Source organism: Corallococcus praedator (assembly GCF_003612125.1).
Taxonomy (GTDB): Bacteria; Myxococcota; Myxococcia; order Myxococcales; family Myxococcaceae; genus Corallococcus; species Corallococcus praedator.
In genome coordinates, this window is record NZ_RAWI01000031.1 from 24,494 (window position 1) to 43,492 (window position 18,999).

Here is an 18,999-nt window from a genome sequence, read left to right on the forward strand (position 1 = left end):
TAAAGGCGCTCCCCCCCCATCCGTTGATGTACACAGGGAACCGCATTTCGTTGTTCACGCCGCTCGTGTAGAAGATGTCCAGGTGCTCGTAGCCCCGGCTCATGCCCCCTGGCGCGGGCCTTCTTCGAAGCCGGTGCGCGCGCCGTGGTGGCCAGCCTGTGGCCCCTGCGTGACGCCGAGGCCGCGTGGCTCCTGGAGCGCTATTACAGACATCTGGCCATGGGGCAGGGCCCGTGCGAAGGCCGCCTGGTCGCCCAGAGTCCAGGGGGCGGGACGGCTGCACGGGTAGCTTCAGCGGGAAGGGATCCCCACCATCATCCTGTGAGTGAACCCCTGAAAGGCCCCGAGACGACGGATGCACGGCTGCAAGCGCTGGAGCGCCTGCTGGCCCTCCCCGCGGCGGAACTCCAGCCCACGCTGAACACGGTAGGGCAGATCATCTCGGAGCTGACCCACGCCGAAAAGGTGGACGTCTTCCTCCTGGAGCCGAGCACCCAGAGCCTGGTCGCGTTCGGCACCAGCGACACGCCCATGTCGCGTCTGCAGAAGGCGCTGGGCCTGGACCGGTTGCAGCTGGCCAACGGGGGCCGCGCCGTGCAGGTGTACGAAACGGGCGAGCCCTTCATGACGGGCCGTCAGGAGGAGGACCCGGAGGAGCTTCCCGGCATCAAGCACCGGCTGGGGGTCCGCTCCTCCCTGCTGGTGCCCCTGCCCATCGGCATGGAGATCCGGGGCGTGGTGGGCGTGGCGTCCGCCCGGAACGACTTCTTCACCGACCGCGACCTGCGCTTCCTCCAGGCGGTGGCGCGCTGGGCGGGCATGGTGGCCCACCGGGTGGAGCTGACGCGGGAGCTGACGAACCTGGCCGTGAAGCAGGCCCGCCGGGCGGCGGCGGAGGAGCTCGTCACCGTGCTGGCCCACGACATGGCCAACTACCTGCTGCCGCTCCAGGCCCGCATCCAGCTCATCCAACGGCGGGCCCGGCGCAACCAGGACCTGGAGGACCTGCGGGACGCGGATGGCGCGGCGTCGTCGCTGCGCTCCCTCACCCGGCTCATCCGGGACCTGCTGGACGTGGGGCGCCTGGACCAGGGCCTCTTCACCCTGCGTCCCCAGCCGGTGGACGTGGCCGGGCTGGCGCGCGAACTGGCGGCCACCGCGAACACGCCCGAGCATCCGGTGCACTACCGGGGCCCGGAAGAGAAGGTGCTGATCGCGGACCCCGAACGCCTGCGCCAGGCGCTGGAGAACCTGGTGGCCAACGCGCTGAAGCACTCGCCGCAGGGGCTTCCCGTGGTCCTCGACGTGAGTACGCAGCAGCGGCAGGAGGGGACGTGGGCGCGCATCTCGGTCATCGACGAAGGACCGGGAATCCCGCCCGAAAAACTGCCCACCCTCTTCGAGCGCTTCGCGCGGGGGCCCGGCTCCACGGGGCTGGGCATCGGCCTGTTCCTCGCCCGGCGCATCGCCGAGGCCCACGGGGGCACGCTGGAGGTGAGCTCGAAGCCGGGGGAGGGCACGCGCTTCGAACTGGCGCTGCCGGAGGGGCTGGCGAGCTCCGGGTAGCCGGCAGGCAGCGCTCGCGTGTCACGGGGCCGCGCACTAGGGTTCCGGGGCGATGAGTGACGCGAGCCGTGAGTCGACGCCGAAGCTGACCCTCGAGGTGAAGGACCTCCACAAGTCCTTCGGCGGCCAGCCGGCGCTCCGGGGCGTGAACCTGGTGGTGCCGGAGGGCACGACCTGCGTGCTGATGGGGGTGTCCGGTTCAGGCAAGACGGTGCTGATGAAGCACATCATGGGCCTGATGCGGCCCGACAAGGGCGTGGTGCTGGTGGAGGGGGAGGAGGTGGCGCGGATGAACGAGCTGTCGCTCAACCACATGCGCCGCAAGCTGGGCATCCTCTTCCAGGCCAACGCGCTCTTCGACTCGCTCAACGTCTTCGACAACGTGGCGTTCCCGCTGCGCGAGCGCACCGGCATGGTCGAGTCGGAAATCACGAAGACGGTGAACCAGACGCTGGAGAAGGTGGGCCTGTCGCACGCGGCCACGCGCTTTCCGGGAGAGCTGTCCGGCGGCATGCAGAAGCGCGTGGGCTTCGCGCGCGCGACCATCCTCCAGCCGAAGATCCTGCTCTACGACGACCCCACGGCCGGTCTGGATCCGCTGACCACGGCGGCCGTCAACGAGATCATCACCACGGGCAAGCAGCAACTGGGCGCCACGTCGCTGGTGATTACCCCGGACGTGGCGTCCGCCTTCGGCACCGCCGACAACCTGGCCCTGATGCACGAGGGACAGGTGGTCGAGTACGGCCCGCCGGAGCACTTCAAGCAATCGCAGCACCCGGAGGTGAAGGCCTTCCTGCGCAACTGGCTCCGGCGCCGCTCCGAACAGCGCCCGCCCAAGGCCTGAGCCCGGGGCGGGGCCGCGTGGGGACTACCAGCCGTTGATGTACCAGGAGTGCCGCATCGTGTTGTCGGTGCCGCGATAGAAGACATCCATCCGGCCGGCGCCCCAGCTCGCGACGTCGGGCGCGGAGGTCATCTCACCGCCCAGCCACTGCCAGCCGCTCCAACTGGAGCCCGTCCACGCGTTCACCCAGAGGGCGTTGTCCGTGCCCCGGCCGAACACCTCCAACTGGTTGACGCCGCGCGAGACCGCCGCCGGAGCGGAGGTGAAGCTGCCGCCCAGCGAGTACCAGGGGCTCCAGCCGGCGCCATCCCAGGCCTTGTGAAGGAGGGTGTTGTCGGAGCCCCTGGCGAACAGGTCGATGCGGTTCGGGCCCCAGCTCACCGCGGCTGGATCCGACGTCACGACGCCCGGAATCACGTTCCACGCCGTCCAGCCCGAGCCCGTCCAGGCCTGGTGATAGAGCTGGTTGTCCTGGCCCTGGCCGAACACGTCCAACCGGTTCGCGCCCCACGACGCCACGGCCGGGCCGGATTTGAAGACGCCGCCCTGCGAATACCAGAGGCTCCAGCCGGTGCCATCCCACGCCTTGTGGAGCATGGAGTTGTCCGTGCCGCGCGCGAACACGTCGATGCGGTTCGGACCCCAGCTCACCGCCGCCGGGTCGGAGGTGATGGTGCCCCCGTGGAGGGCCCAGCCGCTCCAGCCCGCGCCCGCCCAGGACTGCTGGTAGAGCTGGTTGTCCAGGCCCCGGCCGAACAGGTCCAGCCGGTTCGCGCCCCAGGACGCCACCGCCGGGCCGGAGTTGAAGCTGCCGCCCAGCGACTCCCAGGGGATGCCGTAGGTGAGCTTCGCGCCCTGGACGTCCGTGGCGCTGAGGTTGCCGTCCCCATTCCAGGCCGGGTTGCAGTAGTTCATCACGGAGCCCAGGTCCCACGGCCCGATGAGCCAGTCCCCCGACGAGCCCTGCGCGGGCTCGGTGCAGGTGGAGGGCCGGTCCGGACGGTTCTGCTCGTGGGCGTAGCCCAGCGCGTGGCCAAACTCATGCACCGCGATGGCGTCGATGCAGTACTTGAGGCTGCTGGCGCACGACGGGCTCCAGTTGGCGAACGTGAAGTTCAGCACCATGCCCTGGGCCATGCCGTTGAGACCCTTGCCCAGCGCCTTCACGTGCGGGCCCACGTCGCTGATGTTGATGCGCACGCCGCTGGAGGAGGTGGAACACGTCCCCCAGCCGTAGAAGCGCGCGCTCGAGTTCGCCTCCCACGTGCGTGTCACCGCGTCGCGCACCCACTGCCGCTGGGTGGCGTTGCCGGCGGCCGGGTTCTCCCAACACACGGGGATGCTCAGCGGCCGCCAGAGGGTGGAGGACGCCACGTAGAGGTCGGCCTCGCTGTTGCGCAGCTCTCCCGGAGGCGTCTGCTCGGAAGGCATGGACGCCTCCGGCGCGCCGCCACAGCCCATCAGCGACCCCAACCCGAACGTCGTGAGCAGCGCCATCCCCAGGCGGTGCGTGTTTTCAGTGAACATGTATCCCCTCTTGAGTCCGCCCCCCGGGATGGGGCCTGCATGGCCCACCGCTCCACGGAGCGAGACGGGCCGCCCTTTGACACAAAGCCTGACGCACTGGAAGTGAAATCAAGCAAGTCCAGTGAGTGCAGGAAGTTCTTGGGTGCGCAGGCTTTGAAATCACAGTCGCTGTCGCACGCTTGAGCGGGCTCATGACACATCCGGACCTGGCGCGGCTGCCCTATGCTCCGGCCCATGACCTCCGGCGCGAACAGTCTCCGAGCAGTGCGTGGGCCTCGGCCGCGGCTGTCGCGGGAGGCCGTGGTGGAGATGGCCGTCGCGCTCGTCCGCGAGCAGGGGCTGCGACAGCTCTCCATGCGGACGCTGGCCGAACGGCTCCGGGTCACGCCCATGGCCGTGTACAAGCACGTCGCGAACCGGGACGCGCTCGTGCTCCTGTGCGCCGAGGCCATCCTCCAGACCCTGGTGTTGCCGGAGGAGCGGCTGGAGCCAGTGGCGTGGCTCCGGCGGCTCGCGGGCCGCCTGCGCGCCGTGGGGCTGGCGCACCGGGGGCTGATGGAGCTCTTGCTGGAGCAGGGCCCCGTCGTCCACACCGCGCTCGTCATCCTTGACCGGACGGTGCTCAAGCTGCACGCCGCCGGCATTCCCTGGAAGGAGGCGGCGGCACTGCACAACACGTTCTTCTCCTGGCTGGCCGGAGCCATCCGCCGGCAGGAGCCATGGGACGTGGGTCCCCCTGGGACGCCCCCGCCGTTCGAGCGGTTCTTCGCGGCGGCCCAGGCGCTCCCCGCCAGGGACTACCCGGGGCTCGCCCACGGCGTGCCGCACATGCGGGCCACCGACGTGGGGCGTGAGTTCGAGGCCAGCCTCGGCTTCATGCTGGAGGGCATCCAGCGGCGCATCGACGCACGGCAGGTCCCCGCGCGGAAGCGTCCCCCACGTCGCCAGCGCTGAAGCTCGCTTCGCGTCACGCGTCCTTTGTGACGCCCGCGCTTCCCATGTCCCAGTGCGCGGAGAGGTCCGCCCGTTCGCCCAGGAGTGTGTCCGGTCCTCCCACGCGGGCGAGCACCGCGTCGCGGGCCTCGATGACGCGGCGCCGGACCGTCGCGAGGTCCACGTCCACCAGGTCGCCCTGGAGCTTGGCCCACCGTCCGCGCACCATCACCGATTCGACGTTGCCCGCATGCGCCTGGAGCACCACCGCGTCGCGCGGGCGGTTGAGCGGCGTCAGGTTCAGCGCGTCGGCGGCGAGGACGATGAGGTCCGCGTCCTTGCCCGGACGCAGCGAGCCCGTGACGCGTCCCAGCCCCAGGGCCTCCGCGGCGTCGAGCGTCACCATCGGCAGCATGCGCGCGGCCTTGAGCGCGAGGACCCGGGACAGCCCGTCCTTCTCATGGGCCCTGCCCCGTTCCACCTGGAGGGCCAGCCGCATCGCGGTGAACAGGTCCCCGCCGTTGCTGGAGACGACGTCGCACCCGAGCGTCGTCCGCACCCCCGCGCGCAATGCGCGTCCGGTGACGGGAAAGCCCATGCCCATCTGCAGCTCCGTCTCCGGCGTCACCGCGACGCCGCCGCCGCTGTCGGCGATGCGCCGCAGGTCCTCGTCGGAGCTCCATGTGCAATGGACGAAGAGCACGTCCGGACCGAGCAGGCCTTCGGCCGCCATCCGCTGCACTTCGCTCGGGCCTGACACGGGCCACGCGGAACAGTGGGCGGTGATGGGGACGCCCAGCTCGCGCGCGGAGAGGACCTCCGCCCGGCTCTGCTCCCAGGGAACCTGCATCTCCGTCAGCGCGATGCCCATGCGGACAAGCCCGCTGTCGGAGGCCAGCCGGGTGGAGCGCAGGCGCCGGGCGTCCTGGAGCCGGCTCGCGGAGGTCGGCAGCGCGGTGCCCTGCTGGGGACCCGCCGCGTAGCCGTAGGCGAAGAGGGCCCGGATGCCGGAGTCCTCGAGCGCCGTGAGCGCGGCGTCCGCGTGCGCGGGTGACTCCACGCAGTGCGAATAGTCCACGAGCGTGGTGATGCCCGCGTCCAGGGCCTCCAGGGCCCCGGCCAGGTTGGCGGCATGCAGGTCTTCCGGCTGGAACGCGGGCGACAGCTTCACGCGCACCGCCGCCAGATAGTCCATCACCGTCCAGTCCGCTCCCAGGGCGCGCAGCGGCGTCTGCCACGTGTGCCGGTGCGCATCGATGAGGCCCGGCAGGAGCAGCTTCCCGCGCAGGTCCACGACGCGACAGTCCCCGGCGTGCAGTTGGGGACCCATCGCGACGATGCGCCCGTCCTCCACCAGGACGTCACCTCGCGGCAGGTCCTCCTGTTCGGGGTCGCAGGTGATGATCTCCGCCCCACGCAGCAGCCATCGGTCGCCCATGCGGTGCTCCTCCTGTCAGGCCCAGCGGGTATACACTGTATACCCGCTGGGCCCGGAAGGGCCTACCGAGGGGATGGTGGTGGGGGATTACTGGCAGGTGATGCCGGGGAGGCCCCGGTAGGCGCCCTGCGCGGTCCAGCGCGTGTAGGGCGTGCCGCAGGAGCCCGCGTACGGATCATCCGTGCCGTAGCCGGGGACCCAGTACTCGAAGTGCAGGTGCGGGCCGGTGGAGGCGCCGGACGAACCCACCCGGGCGATCCAGTTTCCGCAGGCCAGGGTCGTGCCGCGCGCGAACTGCTGGGTGTATGCCTTCAGGTGCCAGTACTTGGTCTGCGTGTTGTCCGGGTGCCGCATGATGATGTAGTTGGCCGTGTAGAGGCCGCAGGCGGCGTAGGGGTTGGCCTGGTCCCAGTAGTTGCACCGGTCGAAATAGCCATCCACGGACGCCTCGACGTAGCCCCGGGCGGCGTTCATGGCCCAGACGCCGTAGTCCATCTTGCTGAAGCCGCCGACCAGGGCGTAGTCGATGCCCGTGTGGCCGCTGTAGCGCACGCCGCCGCAGGCGTAGTCGCGGCCGCCGTAGTCCTTGTACGCGCTCACCACGCAGCCGCCGTTGCCACACTGGTCCGCGAGCTGGGAGGCGGGAAAGCGGAACATCGTCTGGGCGGAGGACACCGCCGGGAAGGCCAGCAGCACGAAGGCCAGCGCCAGGGTCAGGGTCTTCACGGGGCACCTCCCACGTCCGCGGCCGCGTGGCCCGTGCGCACGTTGAGCTTCCAGAACGCGCCGCCGCCAGCGTTGTAGCGAAGCACGTCCTCGTTCACCCACTCCATGTGGTGGGTGGAGACGGGCGGGGGCACGAACTCCTTGGGCGGGCCGCCGAACAGCATCCAGTTCTCCAGCCCGACGTTGGTGAGCTGCCGGGCCTGCGCGCCCTCCACGTTCGTCACGTAGAACGACGCCACGCTGGTCCGGCCGGACACGAACACCACGGTCTTGCCATCCGGAGAGATGCTGGGCGTCGCGTCCACGCCGGGGCCGTCCGCCAGGACCTTCACGCGGCCCTGGAGGTCGATGATGCCCACGGCGGTCTCATGCGGCCCCTCGCTGCTCATCAGGAGCGTGGCCACCAGCGCGTCCGCCTTCGCGGTGGGGAACAGGTCCCCGCCCACGCCTCGCGCGAGCACCCGGTCCCGGCCGTTGGCGTCGCGCATGCGCAGGGTGCCGTCACCCTCCAGCAGCGCCACCTCCGGGCCCACCGTGCGGGCTTCGCGGTACTTGAACTCGCGGTCCACCACGCGCACCGCGCCGGTGGACTCGTCGTACCGGACGATGGCCAGCAGCGGCAGCTCGTCCGTGCCCAGCGGCTGCGACGGAATCTCCGCGACGACGCCCGCCAGCATTCCCGGGCCCTGCCCGAAGAGGTGGACGAACCGGGCCTTGGGCCCGAACTCCTTCGCGACGGCGGGGACCAGGGACTCACGCGCCTTGGTGACACGGCGCAGGTCCGCCGGGTTCATACGGTCCTCCGCCAGGGCGCTGGTGCCCACCAGCGTCAACAACGTGAGGGTCAGGAATCGCTTTCGCATCTCGCTCCAGGGGATGGGGGAAACAACGGGGACGATGTGACGACAGGGTTTTCTCGCTTCCCGTGAATGAGTTGCTGATAAAGCGGTTATTCATGTAAAACTTGAAAATTACATGTTTGTCATCTGCTCGCCTGTTGGAGGGTGGGCTGTCCGGGATGCGGCGCGTCGTGGCAGGCTGTGTGGGCCCGTGGGCCGGCGGGTCTGTGATTGAAGAGGGTGTCTCCATGTCCCGCCGGAAGCTGCGCCGTGCCTTCTCCCGCCTGTGGCTGCTCGCGCCCGTCACCACGCTGGGGGTGGGGTGTTCCTCGACGTGGGGATGCGACTCGGAGTCCCACCCGGAGACGTTCTCGCTTGCCTCCCTCACGTTGGCGGATGGGGGCGTGGCCACGGCGGACACCTCCTGCGAGGAGCTGTGCGCCCGGGTGATGGGCGGCGCGCCCTGTGAGTTCACGCGTTCCGCCGAATCACTTCCCGAGCCCGACGAGGTGCGCTGTCAGGTGACGTTCCTGTGCGAGGGCCGGCGGCCGGAAGGCCTGTGCGGCGAGGGCGCGGTGGAGGGGCGGGTGCCGGCGCTGGGAGCGCTCTTCGCGAGGATGGCGCACCTGGAGGCCGCGTCCGTTCCCGCGTTCGAGCGGCTCGCGGACGAGCTGGCCGCGCACGGTGCGCCGGAGCGGCTGGTGCGGGCCGCGCGTCGTTCCGCGGGAGAGGAGGTGCGGCATGCGCGCGCGATGGAGGCCCTGGCGGTGCGTCACGGGGCCGCGATGCCGGAGGTGAAGGTGGCGCCGTTCGGGGACCGGTCGCTGGAGGCGCTGGCCATCGAGAACGCGGTGGAGGGCTGCGTGCGGGAGACCTTCGGCGCGTTGCTGGCGGGGTGGCAGGCGCGGTGCGCGGAGGATGCGACGGTGCGCGAAACGCTGGCGGCCATCGCGCCGGACGAGCTGCGTCACTCGGAGCTGTCCTGGGACATCGATGCCTGGGCGCAGGCGCGGCTGCCCGAGGATGCACGCGCGCGGGTTGAAGCGGCCCGGCATGAGGCCTGGCTCGCGTTGGAACGCGACGCCGCGGACAGCCTCATGCCAGAGCACGTGGCCCGCCGTTCCGGGCTGCCGTCGCCGGAAGTGGCCCAGCGGCTGGTGCGGGAGCTGGCGCGGACGTGTTCGACCGCGCGGGCGTGAGCGCTGGAATCGGGGCCGGCTATGGTCCTGGGTTCCCCTTTCCCCCAGGTCTCCATGCTCCTCCGGCAATTCCTCCCCCTGGTCGTGTTCGCCACGACTTCACTCCTGGCGAACACGGCCCGGGCCAACACCGTCTACGGCGCGTGGCTGGGCTCGGGCGGACAGAGTCCCTCCAGTCCGGGCAACCGGGTGTTCCTGCTGGACTCGCAGACGTCCGGCGGCCCGGTGACCTTCACGCTGACGTCGTCGGCGGATGCGTGGCTGTACCTGCTGGATGCGAACGGCACCCTCCTCGCGCAGGACAACAACGGCGGGGGCGGCACGAACTCGCGGCTGGCCGTCACGCTGTCTCCGGGCAGCTACAAGCTGGTCGCGGCGACCGCGCTGGCGGGTCAGAGCGCGGAGTTCACGTTGAGCGCGGACACGGTGGCGCTGCGTCAACCGAAGGCACTGGAGGTCAAGGCCACGAGCCGGTTCACCTGGGTCTATGACGATCACGGTACCGGCGCGACGAACGACATCTCCGTCTGGCGCCCCGACCTCTCCCAGTCCCCCGGCTTCTTCTCGCTGGGCGACGTCGCCATGTCCAACCGGGGACAGGCCCCCGCGACGACGTTCCTGGTGCGCGGCGAGGGCGACCTGCTGGCGCGTCCGTCCAACTACACCTGGACCTGGAGCGACTCCGGCTCCGGGGGAACGCACGACGTCTCCTTCTGGGAGCCCGTCGCCCCCGCCGGCTACACCTGCCTGGGCCACGTCGCGGTGCTGGGCTACTCCAAGCCCTCCACGGACCTCATCCGCTGCGTGCGGAGCGAATACGTGCTGCCCGCCAACCCCGCCTGGGTCTGGGACGACAGCGGCTCCGGCGCGAACGACGACATCGGCGTGTGGCAGGCGGTGGCGCGCGACCACCGCGGCCTGCCCGCGTCCACCTTCGTCTCCCGTCCCAGCCACGGCGACACGGGCGGCAGCCGCTACTGGGTCCTCAACAAGAGCGCCACGTCCAACCCGGAGCTGCGCGGCCTGCCCGTGGACGCGCAGACGGTGGCCGCGTTCGCGCCCCGCGTGTGGCTGCACCCGGACGAGGCCTGGTTTCCATCCTCCACCCAGTTCCATCTGGCCAACGTCCATGAGGAGAACGGCCACCTGGTGACGAACCAGGCGCTGGGCTGTGACTCCTGCACGGATCCGCAGTTCCTGGACGGTCAGCGTCCCAATCAGACGTCGGTGCCCGTCTACGCGCAGATCATCCCGCGCACCCAGGGCGGCCAGCCGACGAACGTGACGGACGTGCTGTATTGGAATTTCTACCCGTACAACAATGGCAAGCGGGTGTGCATCGGCTGGTATTCGCCCTGGGGCTGCGTGGGTGGCTACTCCACCTTCGGCAACCACGTGGGCGACTGGGAACACCTCACCGTGCGCTTCATCGATGGGCGCCCCGCGCAGGTCTACCTGAGCCAGCACGCGAACGGACAGCTCTTCACCTTCGGTGACAAGGCCGTGTTCCTCGCCGGCTGGCATCCGGAGGTCTTCTCCGCCAATGGCTCGCACGGCCTGTATCCGGACGCGGCCCGGCACATCTACGAAACCATCTTCAACGGCGACTTCCTGGCTGATGACACCGGGGCGGGGCTCGCGTGGGACACCTGGAACCACGTGGTGTCCATCCCCTGGCAGCCGGCCGGCACGTACACGGGTTCCCTCTCCTGGATGAACCTCACGGCGTACTGGGGCAACCCGGAGGGCGGCTGTGACAACCCGACGGGCTACTGCGTGAACAGCGGCGGGCCTTCGCCGTTGAGGAACCGGTCGGTGTATCAGCCGGAGTACATGACGCTGGAGTAGCCACCGGGGCTTGGGCTGCCGTCAAAGTGGCGGCAGCTTGTCCAGGAAGCCTGACCTGGACAGCCACATCACCAGCGCGAAGCTGATGGTGTTGAAGGCCGCGTGCGCGACAATCAACGGCAGCAGGCGTCCCCGGAACCAGAAGACGAACCCGAACCAGGCCCCGATCACGAAGGTCTGGAAGACGGCGAGGATGCCTTCGTAGAAGTGGCCCACGCAGAAGAGCAGGGCCGCGACCAGCACCGCGGGCACCCAGCGGCCCAGCACCACGCGCAGGCGGGGCACGAGGAAGGCTCGGAAGACGAACTCCTCGAAGCCCGTCACCAGCACCATGATGGCCGCGAAGGCGGGCACGCCCAGGCCGGTGTCCATGAGCGCGGTGGCCATGCCCTTGCGCGCCAGCATCTCCTTGCCGGCCAGCTTCAACGCCACGGCGACGGCCGCCATGGGCACCGACGCGGCGATGTGTACCGCGTAGGTGCCGACGAGCACCGGCACGCCGAGCAGCAGCTCCTTCGCCCAGCCCTCGCGCGCCAGCCCCACCTGCGCGGGGCCCTGTCCGTCGCGCCACACCAGCACCGCCACCAGCAGGCACATCCCGAGCGCCCGGATGCACAGGGGCGCCATGGACAGCGAGAAGCCCTTCTCCACCTCCGCGGCGGAGGCCACCCAGGCGCTCGCGCCCGTGCCGCCCAGCGCCACGAGCAGCCCCAGGATGCCCAGCCAGGCGCCCCCGCGCGGGGCCTCCCACGGACGCAGCAGGGCCAGCCCCCACGCCAGCAGTGCGATCGCGAGCACGGCCAGGACGACCCGGCCCGCGGGCCCCGCCGACGTCGGCCCCAGGACGGCGAGGAACACGAACGCCGCTTCGGACAGCGCCCGGCGCCGCGACGGGGCCTTCTCCAGCAGCACGGCGACATCACGACGCACGGGGTGTTCCTCCGGTCCAGGTCCACGGGGCAGGGGCCTCGCGGGATTCCGGACACGCTAACGGCTTCGCCCTCAGGTTTCTGATCCCTCCTCGGTTTTCCAGGCACGCGGCGGGCGCTTTTCAACGGGAGCGCCCTGTGAGGGCAGGGTGGCATCCGCATTGCTCCTGTGTCCGGGCCACCCCGGCCTCCAGGAGTCACCCCATGCAAGTACACCGACTGCGCCATCTCTTCTCGCGGGCCCTGCGGGCTTCGCTCGCCACCCCGCTGGTGCTGGCGGGCTGCGGCTCCAACACCACGGGCCTGGAGGACTATGGGCCCATCGCCTGCGACGACGACGTGCCCGCGGTCAGCGACCTGAAGATCTCCCCCAAGCAGGACTACCTCCAACTGCGCCTCCTCCACAGCGACTACGAGCCGCCTTCCTTCGAGGGCAAGGCCGCCTTCGGCGAGGCGTGCTCGACGGCCTCGGACGTCCCGGCGTGTCAGGAGGCCTTGGGCGCCACGGTGCCGGGCGAGGGCTTCCATCACAGCTGCTTCCAGCTCTGCGCGGACTACTTCCTGGCGACGACCCGGGGCGACGAGGTGAAGACGTATTCGACGCTGGAGTCGCTCAAGGGGTTGCTGGGCACCATCGACACCGCGCAGGAGGCCACGCTGGTGGCGTTCGCCGCCGGCTACAAGGTGAGCTGCGAGCACCTGGACCGGGGCGCGGTGAGGCAGAACCCGGATGGCACCTTCAACGTCGTGGGGACGAAGGGGTATCTCTGTGGCGAGGGCACCGAGGTGACGCAGCACGTGGTGGAGGTGTCCGCCTCCGGTGAGGTCCGCGAACGGGAGCAGCACGTCCTGGAGAAGGGCACGGGAACCTGCGCGGTGGGGCGGCGGCCGGTGGGACTCCAGGTCGCGGGGGACTGTGACAGCGCGGATGCGATGGGGCGCTACTTCGCGGAGGTCGCGCACCTGGAGGCGGCGTCCATCCATGCCTTCCTGCGGCTGCGCAAGGAGCTGGCCCTGCACGGCGCGGGGCCGGACCTCCAGGCCGCGGCGCTCGCGAGCGCCGTGGACGAGGTGCTGCATTCCGACGTGACGGGAAGGCTCGCGCGTCGCTTCGGCGCGTCACCGCCGCCGCCCGCCGTGGCGGAGCTGCCGATGCGTCCGCTGGCGGAGGTGGCGCGGGACAACGCCGTGGAGGGCTGCGTGCGGGAGACGTACGGCGCGCTGGTGGCTCACCACCAGGCCCTGCACGCGCGCGACGCGGGGGTGCGCGAAGCCATGGTGCGCATCGCCGAGGATGAGACGCGGCACGCGGGCCTGTCCTGGGACATCGACCGGTGGGCCCGTTCGCGCCTCTCTCCCCAGGAGCGGGACGCGCTGCGCGAGTCACAAAGGCTCGCGGTGGCCCTGCTGCGCGAAGAGGTCGCGACGCCGCTCGACGCGGGGCTCATCACGGATGCGGGACTGCCCACGCCCGAGGTCGCCCTGGCCCTGCTGGACACGCTGGAGCAGGAACTCTGGGCCTGAGCTGATCCGCTCACGGGCTCGCTGCTTCACGCCGTCGAAGTCGCTGGCGCCGTGAAGCAAGTCCGCTACGGCTTGCGCTTCGGGGGACGCGCGGCGGCGGCAGCGGCGGCTTCGCGCAGCTTGTCCTTCTTGCTCTTGCGCCGGCCCTTCACGCCGCCGTTCGGATCCAGGGGCGGCACGGCCAGCGAGGCCTCTTCCGTCGGCTCGAACCCCGGGACCTGCTCGCGCGCGATGTCGAGCTGGTGGCGCTTCTCGATGAGTCGGAAGTGGGCTTCGGTGTCCGCGCTGACGAAGCTGATCGCCATGCCCTTGTCGCCCGCGCGCCCCGTGCGACCGATGCGGTGCACGTAGTCCACGGTCGAGCGGGGCAGGTCGTAGTTCACGACCGCCGGCAGTTGCGCGATGTCCAGACCGCGAGCGGCGACGTCCGTGGCGACGAGCACGCGCACGCGCTTCGCCTTGAAGTCCGCGAGCGCTTGCGTCCGCGCGCCCTGGCTGAGTTCCCCATGCAGCGACGTCGCGGCGATGCCGGCGCGGTTCAGCTTCAGCGCGACATGGTCCGCCGCGTAGCGACTGGCCACGAACGTGAGCACGTGCGACCACGCGTGCGTCTCCAGCAACTGCCGCAGCAGCATCGTGCGCCGGGGCGCATCCACCTGGATGGCCCGCTGGACGATGAACTCCGTCGTGGGCAGCTCCCCGTCATCGACATCGATGCGCGTGGGCTCGTGCAGCAACTGCTCCGCGAACGTGCGCACGGCGGGCGGGAACGTGGCGGAGAACAGCAGGTTCTGGCGGCGCGCGGGCAGCAGCGCGAGCAGGCCGTTGAGTTCGTCGGCGAAGCCCAGGGAGAACAGCCGGTCGGCCTCGTCGAGCACCAGCGTCTCCACCTCGCCCAGCCGGAGCGCGTTCTGCGACGCCAGGTCCAGCGCGCGGCCGGGCGTGGCCACGACGACGTCCGCGCCGCCCCGGAGCGCCATCATCTGCGGGTTCGCGGAGACGCCGCCGACCGCGAGGCAGGTCTTCAGCGGCTTCTTCAGATATCGGCCGTACTGCTGGACGGACTCGACAATCTGGGCGGCCAGCTCCCGCGTGGGCACCAGGATGAACGCCCGCACCGGCCGGACCGAACCGCCGGGCCGCGCGCGCAGGGCCTCCAGGAGGGGCAGCAGGAACGCGGCGGTCTTCCCAGAGCCGGTCTTCGCCGAAGCCCAGACGTCGCCGCCGCGCAGGACCACGGGGATGGTCGCGCGCTGCACCGGCGTGGGTTCGTCGTATCCGAGTTCGGCCACGGCGCGGGTGAGCGCGTCCGACAGGCCGAGCGAAGCGAATGTCATGGGAGGGGAGCCTTGGGGTGGCGCGAGGACCCGGGGAGCCTACCCTGCCCGGAGGGCCTGCCCCCGGGCATTCCTGCCCCCTCCCCATCCAGGCGAGGCATCGCCCGGGCCCGGAGAGTGTCGGATGGCGCGGACTCGCCCCGTCACGGGAAGGCCCGACGTGTTACGAGCATCCGCATGGCGATCTCCACCCTCCCTGAACGTCCGCGCGCCGTCCTCGTCGGTGTCCAGCTTCCGGGCGTCTCTGACGAAGAGCACGCCGCGGACTTCGCGGAGCTGCGCCGGCTGGTGCACACGCTGGGGTACGACACGGTGGCGACCGTGTCCCAGAAGCGCGAGCGGCTGGCCACGGGCACGGTGCTGGGGACGGGCAAGCTCAAGGAGTTGGCCGCCCTGACCGGAGGCTCGGGCGTGATTGCGTCCGGAGCGCAGGACCGGACGTCGAAGGCCCGCGAGAAGTGGGAGGCCGCCGCCAGCACCGGGTCCGAGTCCGAGCCCGAGGACGAGGACGTCGACGAAGAGGCCGACGACGCGGAGCCGGAGGAGGACGCCCTGCCGCCGCCCTCGGAGGAGGACGACAAGGCGGAGCCTCGGCCCACCGTGGTGGTCGTGGACCACGAGCTGTCCCCGGGCCAGCTGCGCAACCTGGAGAAGGCCACCGGGGCGACGGTGATGGACCGCGCGGGCGTGATTGTCGACATCTTCCACCGACACGCGAAGAGCCACGAAGCGCGGATGCAGGTGGAGATCGCCCGGCTCAACTACCTGGCCCCGCGGCTGCGCGAGTCCTCGGGAGGCCGCGAGCGGCAGCAGGGGCGCGGCGCGGGTGACTCGGCGGTGGAGCTGGACCGCCGCAAGATTCGCGACCGGCTGGCGGAGCTGCGTGAGGGCCTTGCGGCCATCCAGAAGGACCAGGACCACCGCCGCTACGCGCGCAGGGACCAGCTCCGGGTGGCGCTGGTGGGCTACACGAACGCGGGCAAGTCCTCGCTGATGCGCGCGTTGACGGGCAGCACGGTGCTGGTGGCCGACCAGCTCTTCGCCACGCTCGACACCACGGTGCGCGCGATGCAGCCGGAGACCCGTCCGCGCATCCTCGTCTCCGATACGGTGGGCTTCATCCAGAAGCTGCCGCACGACCTGGTCGCGTCCTTCCGCTCCACGCTGGACGAGGCGCTGGAGGCCTCCCTGCTGCTCTACGTGGTGGACGCGTCGGATCCGACGTGGGCGGCGCAGCTGGAGGTCACCCGCGCGGTGCTCCGGGAGATTGGCGCGGACTCCGTGCCGAGCAAGCTGGTCTTCAACAAGGCGGACCGGCTGGAGGCGCCAGCGAAGGAAGCGCTGCTGGCGAAGCACCCGGACGCCCTGATGCTCTCCGCGCACCAGCCGGACGACGTGGTGATGCTGCGCAAGAACATCATCGCCTTCTTCGAGTCCTCCATGGTGGAGGCGGACCTGGTGATTCCCTACGCGCGGCAGGGGCGCATCAGCGAGGTGTACGAACACACCACGGTGGTGTCCCAGGCCTACGATGAGAGCGGCAGCCGCCTGCGCGTGCGGGGACTGCCGGGCGCCATCGCGAAGCTCACCCAGTCCTTCCAGGAGTAGGGGGCCGCGCCAGGGCCCCTGGCGCGGAAGAACGCAGGGCGGCGGATCAACGGAGGACGGGCACCGTCACGGGGTCCTTGTCGTCCACGGTGATCTCCGCCTTGCCCACGCGCCAGAGCACCGGCTGGAAGGCGATCTTCAGGGTGCGCCCTTCCGCGGTCTCCAGCAGGGCCGTGCCCTCCTTGGGCAGGTAGTTGCCGACTTCGTACTCCAGCCCCGTGAGGGTGAAGCGGTCGGTGCCCGCCGGGCCGGTCAGCTCTCCCGGACCGTCGAAGATGAGCGACGTGCCCCCGATGATGGGCAGGCCCTCGCGCTTGCCCACCTTGCTGTTCACGCGGAAGGTGTGGCCCGCGCGGCCCGGCACGTCGCCCTCCACGTCCGCGAACAGGCGCGCCTCGTCGCCGCAGGTGCCGTAGCCCACCTTCGCCTGGAGGGGCTGGCCGTCCACGGTCATGCCGCGCAGGTCCGCGTGCATCTCCATCAGGTCCTCGCCGCCCTGGTACTCCAGTCGCGCTTGTCCTGTGAAGCGCAGGCCATGCACGGAACAGCCGCCCTCCGCGAACTTCACCAACACCGAGTCGGTGACGTCATCCACCGGGGTCACGGTGGCCGTCGCGCACGACACGGAGGCGGAGAGCCCTTCCACGGCGTGATTCAGGAACGAGCGCCGGGGCTCGCCGCACGTGTACACGGGCATCAGGCCCAGCACTTCCAGCGCACCGCGCACCAGATGGGTGGAGGCCGCGATGCGCTCCACGCGCGCCGTCGCATCGTTGATCTCTCCCTGGGTGGGCGTGCTGTCGCCACAGGCGGTGGCGAGGACGGTGAGGGCAAGGCAGGTGGCGCGGCGCATGGAAGTCTCCGGGAAATGGGTGGGGTGCCGACGCTTCCTCGCGGCGGACCGTGCCCCAGTCTCTCAGCAACGGTCGTGCCCCTCACAACCCCCCGAATCCAAAGGGAAAGGGTGACCATGACCCCACCGTGTGTGTGCAGCGCGCTGCGCACTCACGGGCGGGCTCGTCAGGGCATGACCCCGGTCCCCCACGGTTCGGCCACATCCGCCTTCCGCCCCTCGGCCCGGGCCTCAGGGCTCGGAGCCTTCCTCCTCGTCGTGGGGCGCCTCGGTCCCGGCTTCCTCGTCGTCCGGAAGCTCCTCGTCCGTGGGCTCTGGCTCGGAGGTCTCCGCCACGCCAGTGCCCGCCGGGTAGATGACCAGGTGGCGCTTCGGCTCACTGCCCAGGCTCACCGCCTCCAGGTGGTTGCGGATGACGAGCGTGTGTTGCACCCGCCGCAGGCGGGAAGGGCGGGGCGCGAGTGGCACGGGCTGCCCTTCGGCGAGCACGCGCCGGATGGCGTCCTGCGCATCCGCGACGGCGGCGCGGACCTCTTCCGGATCCACGCCGTCCAGGAGGTTGAGCTCGGAGCGGAGCGCCCGGCGCATCTCGGTGGCGCTGTTGCGCTTGATGACCAGCACGCGCGCGCCCCCGCGCTCGGCGGCCCGGCGCAGGCGCGGAGAGTTGGCGCGGCTGCGCGGGGTGAGCACCAGCTCGGCGCTCTCCGGCCGTCCCACCACGACGGCCTCCACGGGCAGGTCGCGCAGCACGCGCTCCAGCAGCTCGCGGCTCACCGCGTGCACCGCGATGCGAAGGGGCCCGGCCCGGGGTGCGCCCAGGGCCGGTGTGCCCGGGGGCACGTGCCCACCCGGTGGCGTGGCCTCCACGACCTCGGGCGTCGCCTCCACGAGCACCGTGTCCCCCTGCTGGCGGCGGCGCTCGCCCCCGACCTCCGTGCCCGCGAGCAGCCGGTCCACGGCGGCGCCCGTGTCGCGGTGCACGCGCACCTCCTCGCGGTTCACCATCTCCACCACGATGTCGAAGGTGGGCGTCCCCCTGCGCTCGGTCACCGTCTTCTGCGTGCGCCGCCGCCGCGCCTCCTCGTCGCTCAGGGTGACGGTGTGCACGCCGCCCACGAGGTCGGAGAGCGTGGGGTTCAGCACCAGGTTCTCCAGCGTGTTGCCGTGCGCGGTCGCCACCAGCTGCACGCCGCGCTCGGCGATGGTGCGCGCGGCGGTGGCCTCCGCGGAGGTGCCAATCTCATCCACCACGATGGCCTCCGGCATGTGGTTCTCCACCGCCTCGATCATCACGTCGTGCTGGCGGTCCGGCCGGCTCACCTGCATGCGCCGCGCACCCCCGATGCCCGGATGCGGGATATCCCCGTCGCCGCCAATCTCGTTGGACGTGTCCACCACCATCACCCGCTTGCCCAGCGCGTCCGCGAGCACGCGCGCCACCTCGCGCAGCTTGGTCGTCTTGCCCACGCCGGGACGCCCCAAGAGCAGCAGGTTCTTCCCCGAGTCCACCAGGTCGCGAAGCATGTCGATGGTGCCCACGATGGCGCGGCCCACGCGCAGCGTGAGCCCCACCACGCGGCCCTGCCGGTTGCGGATCGCCGACACGCGGTGCAGGGTCCGCTCGATGCCGGCGCGGTTGTCCCCCCCCGGCTCCCCCACCCGCGACAGCACCGCCTGCAGCGCGTCCGCGTCCACCAGCACGTCGGACAGGCGCGCCACGCGGCCCACGAGCCGGGCCTCCGGTGGCCGCCCCAGGTCCATCACCACCTCCAGCAGCTCCGCCTGGGGCAGGCGCCGCACGGCGTCCTGGAGGGGCGGGGGGAGG

Annotated in this window: 15 protein-coding genes and 1 pseudogene; 8 read left to right on the forward strand and 8 right to left on the reverse strand. The window is 70.9% G+C overall.

The window, feature by feature from the left end; genetic code table 11:
• Positions 1-108: 108 nt before the first annotated feature.
• The 3 genes and pseudogenes from D7Y13_RS48990 to D7Y13_RS06545 all read left to right on the forward strand — a co-directional run.
• Positions 109-222: pseudogene (locus D7Y13_RS48990) on the forward strand (CHAT domain-containing protein); the annotation flags it as partial.
• Between the two features lie 99 nt (positions 223-321).
• Entirely contained in the window at positions 322-1,566 is a 1,245-nt protein-coding gene (locus tag D7Y13_RS06540; protein ID WP_244222325.1) for a GAF domain-containing sensor histidine kinase, read from the forward strand.
• A gap of 52 nt (positions 1,567-1,618) precedes the next feature.
• Entirely contained in the window at positions 1,619-2,413 is a 795-nt protein-coding gene (locus D7Y13_RS06545; RefSeq protein ID WP_120535738.1) for an ABC transporter ATP-binding protein, read from the forward strand.
• 24 nt (positions 2,414-2,437) lie between these two features.
• Here D7Y13_RS06545 and D7Y13_RS06550 read toward each other — a convergent pair whose 3' ends face one another.
• Positions 2,438-3,940, reverse strand: coding sequence for a DUF8189 domain-containing protein (locus D7Y13_RS06550; RefSeq protein WP_120584994.1), 1,503 nt, complete (start codon positions 3,938-3,940; stop codon positions 2,438-2,440).
• 309 nt (positions 3,941-4,249) lie between these two features.
• Here D7Y13_RS06550 and D7Y13_RS06555 point away from each other — a divergent pair, with 309 nt between their 5' ends.
• Positions 4,250-4,894 carry a TetR/AcrR family transcriptional regulator gene (locus D7Y13_RS06555; RefSeq protein WP_233595797.1) on the forward strand — a complete coding sequence of 215 codons (645 nt, stop codon included), beginning with the start codon at positions 4,250-4,252 and terminating at the stop codon, positions 4,892-4,894.
• Between the two features lie 13 nt (positions 4,895-4,907).
• Here the strand turns inward: D7Y13_RS06555 and D7Y13_RS06560 are convergent, their stop codons facing one another.
• The 3 genes from D7Y13_RS06560 to D7Y13_RS06570 all read right to left on the reverse strand — a co-directional run bounded on the left by D7Y13_RS06560 (position 4,908) and on the right by D7Y13_RS06570 (position 7,900).
• Positions 4,908-6,311, reverse strand: a complete 1,404-nt coding sequence (locus tag D7Y13_RS06560) for an amidohydrolase family protein (protein ID WP_120584992.1) — start codon at positions 6,309-6,311, stop codon at positions 4,908-4,910.
• An 87-nt stretch (positions 6,312-6,398) separates the two neighbouring features.
• Positions 6,399-7,037 (reverse strand): M23 family metallopeptidase, encoded by a 639-nt coding sequence (locus D7Y13_RS06565; protein ID WP_120584991.1) that lies wholly within the window; start codon positions 7,035-7,037, stop codon positions 6,399-6,401.
• A complete protein-coding gene (locus tag D7Y13_RS06570; RefSeq protein WP_120584990.1) occupies positions 7,034-7,900 on the reverse strand; it encodes a TolB family protein in 867 nt (288 codons plus the stop codon). The genes D7Y13_RS06565 and D7Y13_RS06570 overlap by 4 nt, the downstream gene beginning before the upstream one ends.
• A gap of 224 nt (positions 7,901-8,124) precedes the next feature.
• On the opposite strand from D7Y13_RS06570, the gene D7Y13_RS06575 reads away from it, so the two are divergent.
• A complete protein-coding gene (locus D7Y13_RS06575; protein WP_120535744.1) occupies positions 8,125-9,075 on the forward strand; it encodes a hypothetical protein in 951 nt (316 codons plus the stop codon).
• A gap of 54 nt (positions 9,076-9,129) precedes the next feature.
• A complete protein-coding gene (locus D7Y13_RS06580; RefSeq protein ID WP_199732879.1) occupies positions 9,130-10,923 on the forward strand; it encodes a Vps62-related protein in 1,794 nt (597 codons plus the stop codon).
• A 21-nt stretch (positions 10,924-10,944) separates the two neighbouring features.
• Here the strand turns inward: D7Y13_RS06580 and D7Y13_RS06585 are convergent, their stop codons facing one another.
• Positions 10,945-11,853: a CPBP family intramembrane glutamic endopeptidase gene (locus D7Y13_RS06585; protein ID WP_120584989.1), complete on the reverse strand. Its 909-nt coding sequence runs from the start codon at positions 11,851-11,853 to the stop codon at positions 10,945-10,947.
• Between the two features lie 203 nt (positions 11,854-12,056).
• On the opposite strand from D7Y13_RS06585, the gene D7Y13_RS06590 reads away from it, so the two are divergent.
• Positions 12,057-13,376 carry a ferritin-like domain-containing protein gene (locus tag D7Y13_RS06590; protein ID WP_120584988.1) on the forward strand — a complete coding sequence of 440 codons (1,320 nt, stop codon included), beginning with the start codon at positions 12,057-12,059 and terminating at the stop codon, positions 13,374-13,376.
• Between the two features lie 65 nt (positions 13,377-13,441).
• Here the strand turns inward: D7Y13_RS06590 and D7Y13_RS06595 are convergent, their stop codons facing one another.
• Entirely contained in the window at positions 13,442-14,713 is a 1,272-nt protein-coding gene (locus tag D7Y13_RS06595; protein ID WP_120584987.1) for a DEAD/DEAH box helicase, read from the reverse strand.
• Between the two features lie 177 nt (positions 14,714-14,890).
• Between D7Y13_RS06595 and hflX the strand changes: the two genes are divergently transcribed.
• Positions 14,891-16,321, forward strand: coding sequence for a GTPase HflX (gene hflX / locus D7Y13_RS06600; protein ID WP_120584986.1), 1,431 nt, complete (start codon positions 14,891-14,893; stop codon positions 16,319-16,321).
• Between the two features lie 46 nt (positions 16,322-16,367).
• On the opposite strand, the gene D7Y13_RS06605 is transcribed toward hflX, so the two are convergent.
• Complete coding sequence (locus tag D7Y13_RS06605; RefSeq protein WP_120535749.1) at positions 16,368-17,174, reverse strand: hypothetical protein; 807 nt, start codon at positions 17,172-17,174, stop codon at positions 16,368-16,370.
• A 231-nt stretch (positions 17,175-17,405) separates the two neighbouring features.
• The coding region (locus D7Y13_RS06610) for an AAA ATPase domain-containing protein (RefSeq protein ID WP_120630647.1) at positions 17,406-18,999 on the reverse strand (1,594 nt) is incomplete at its 5' end.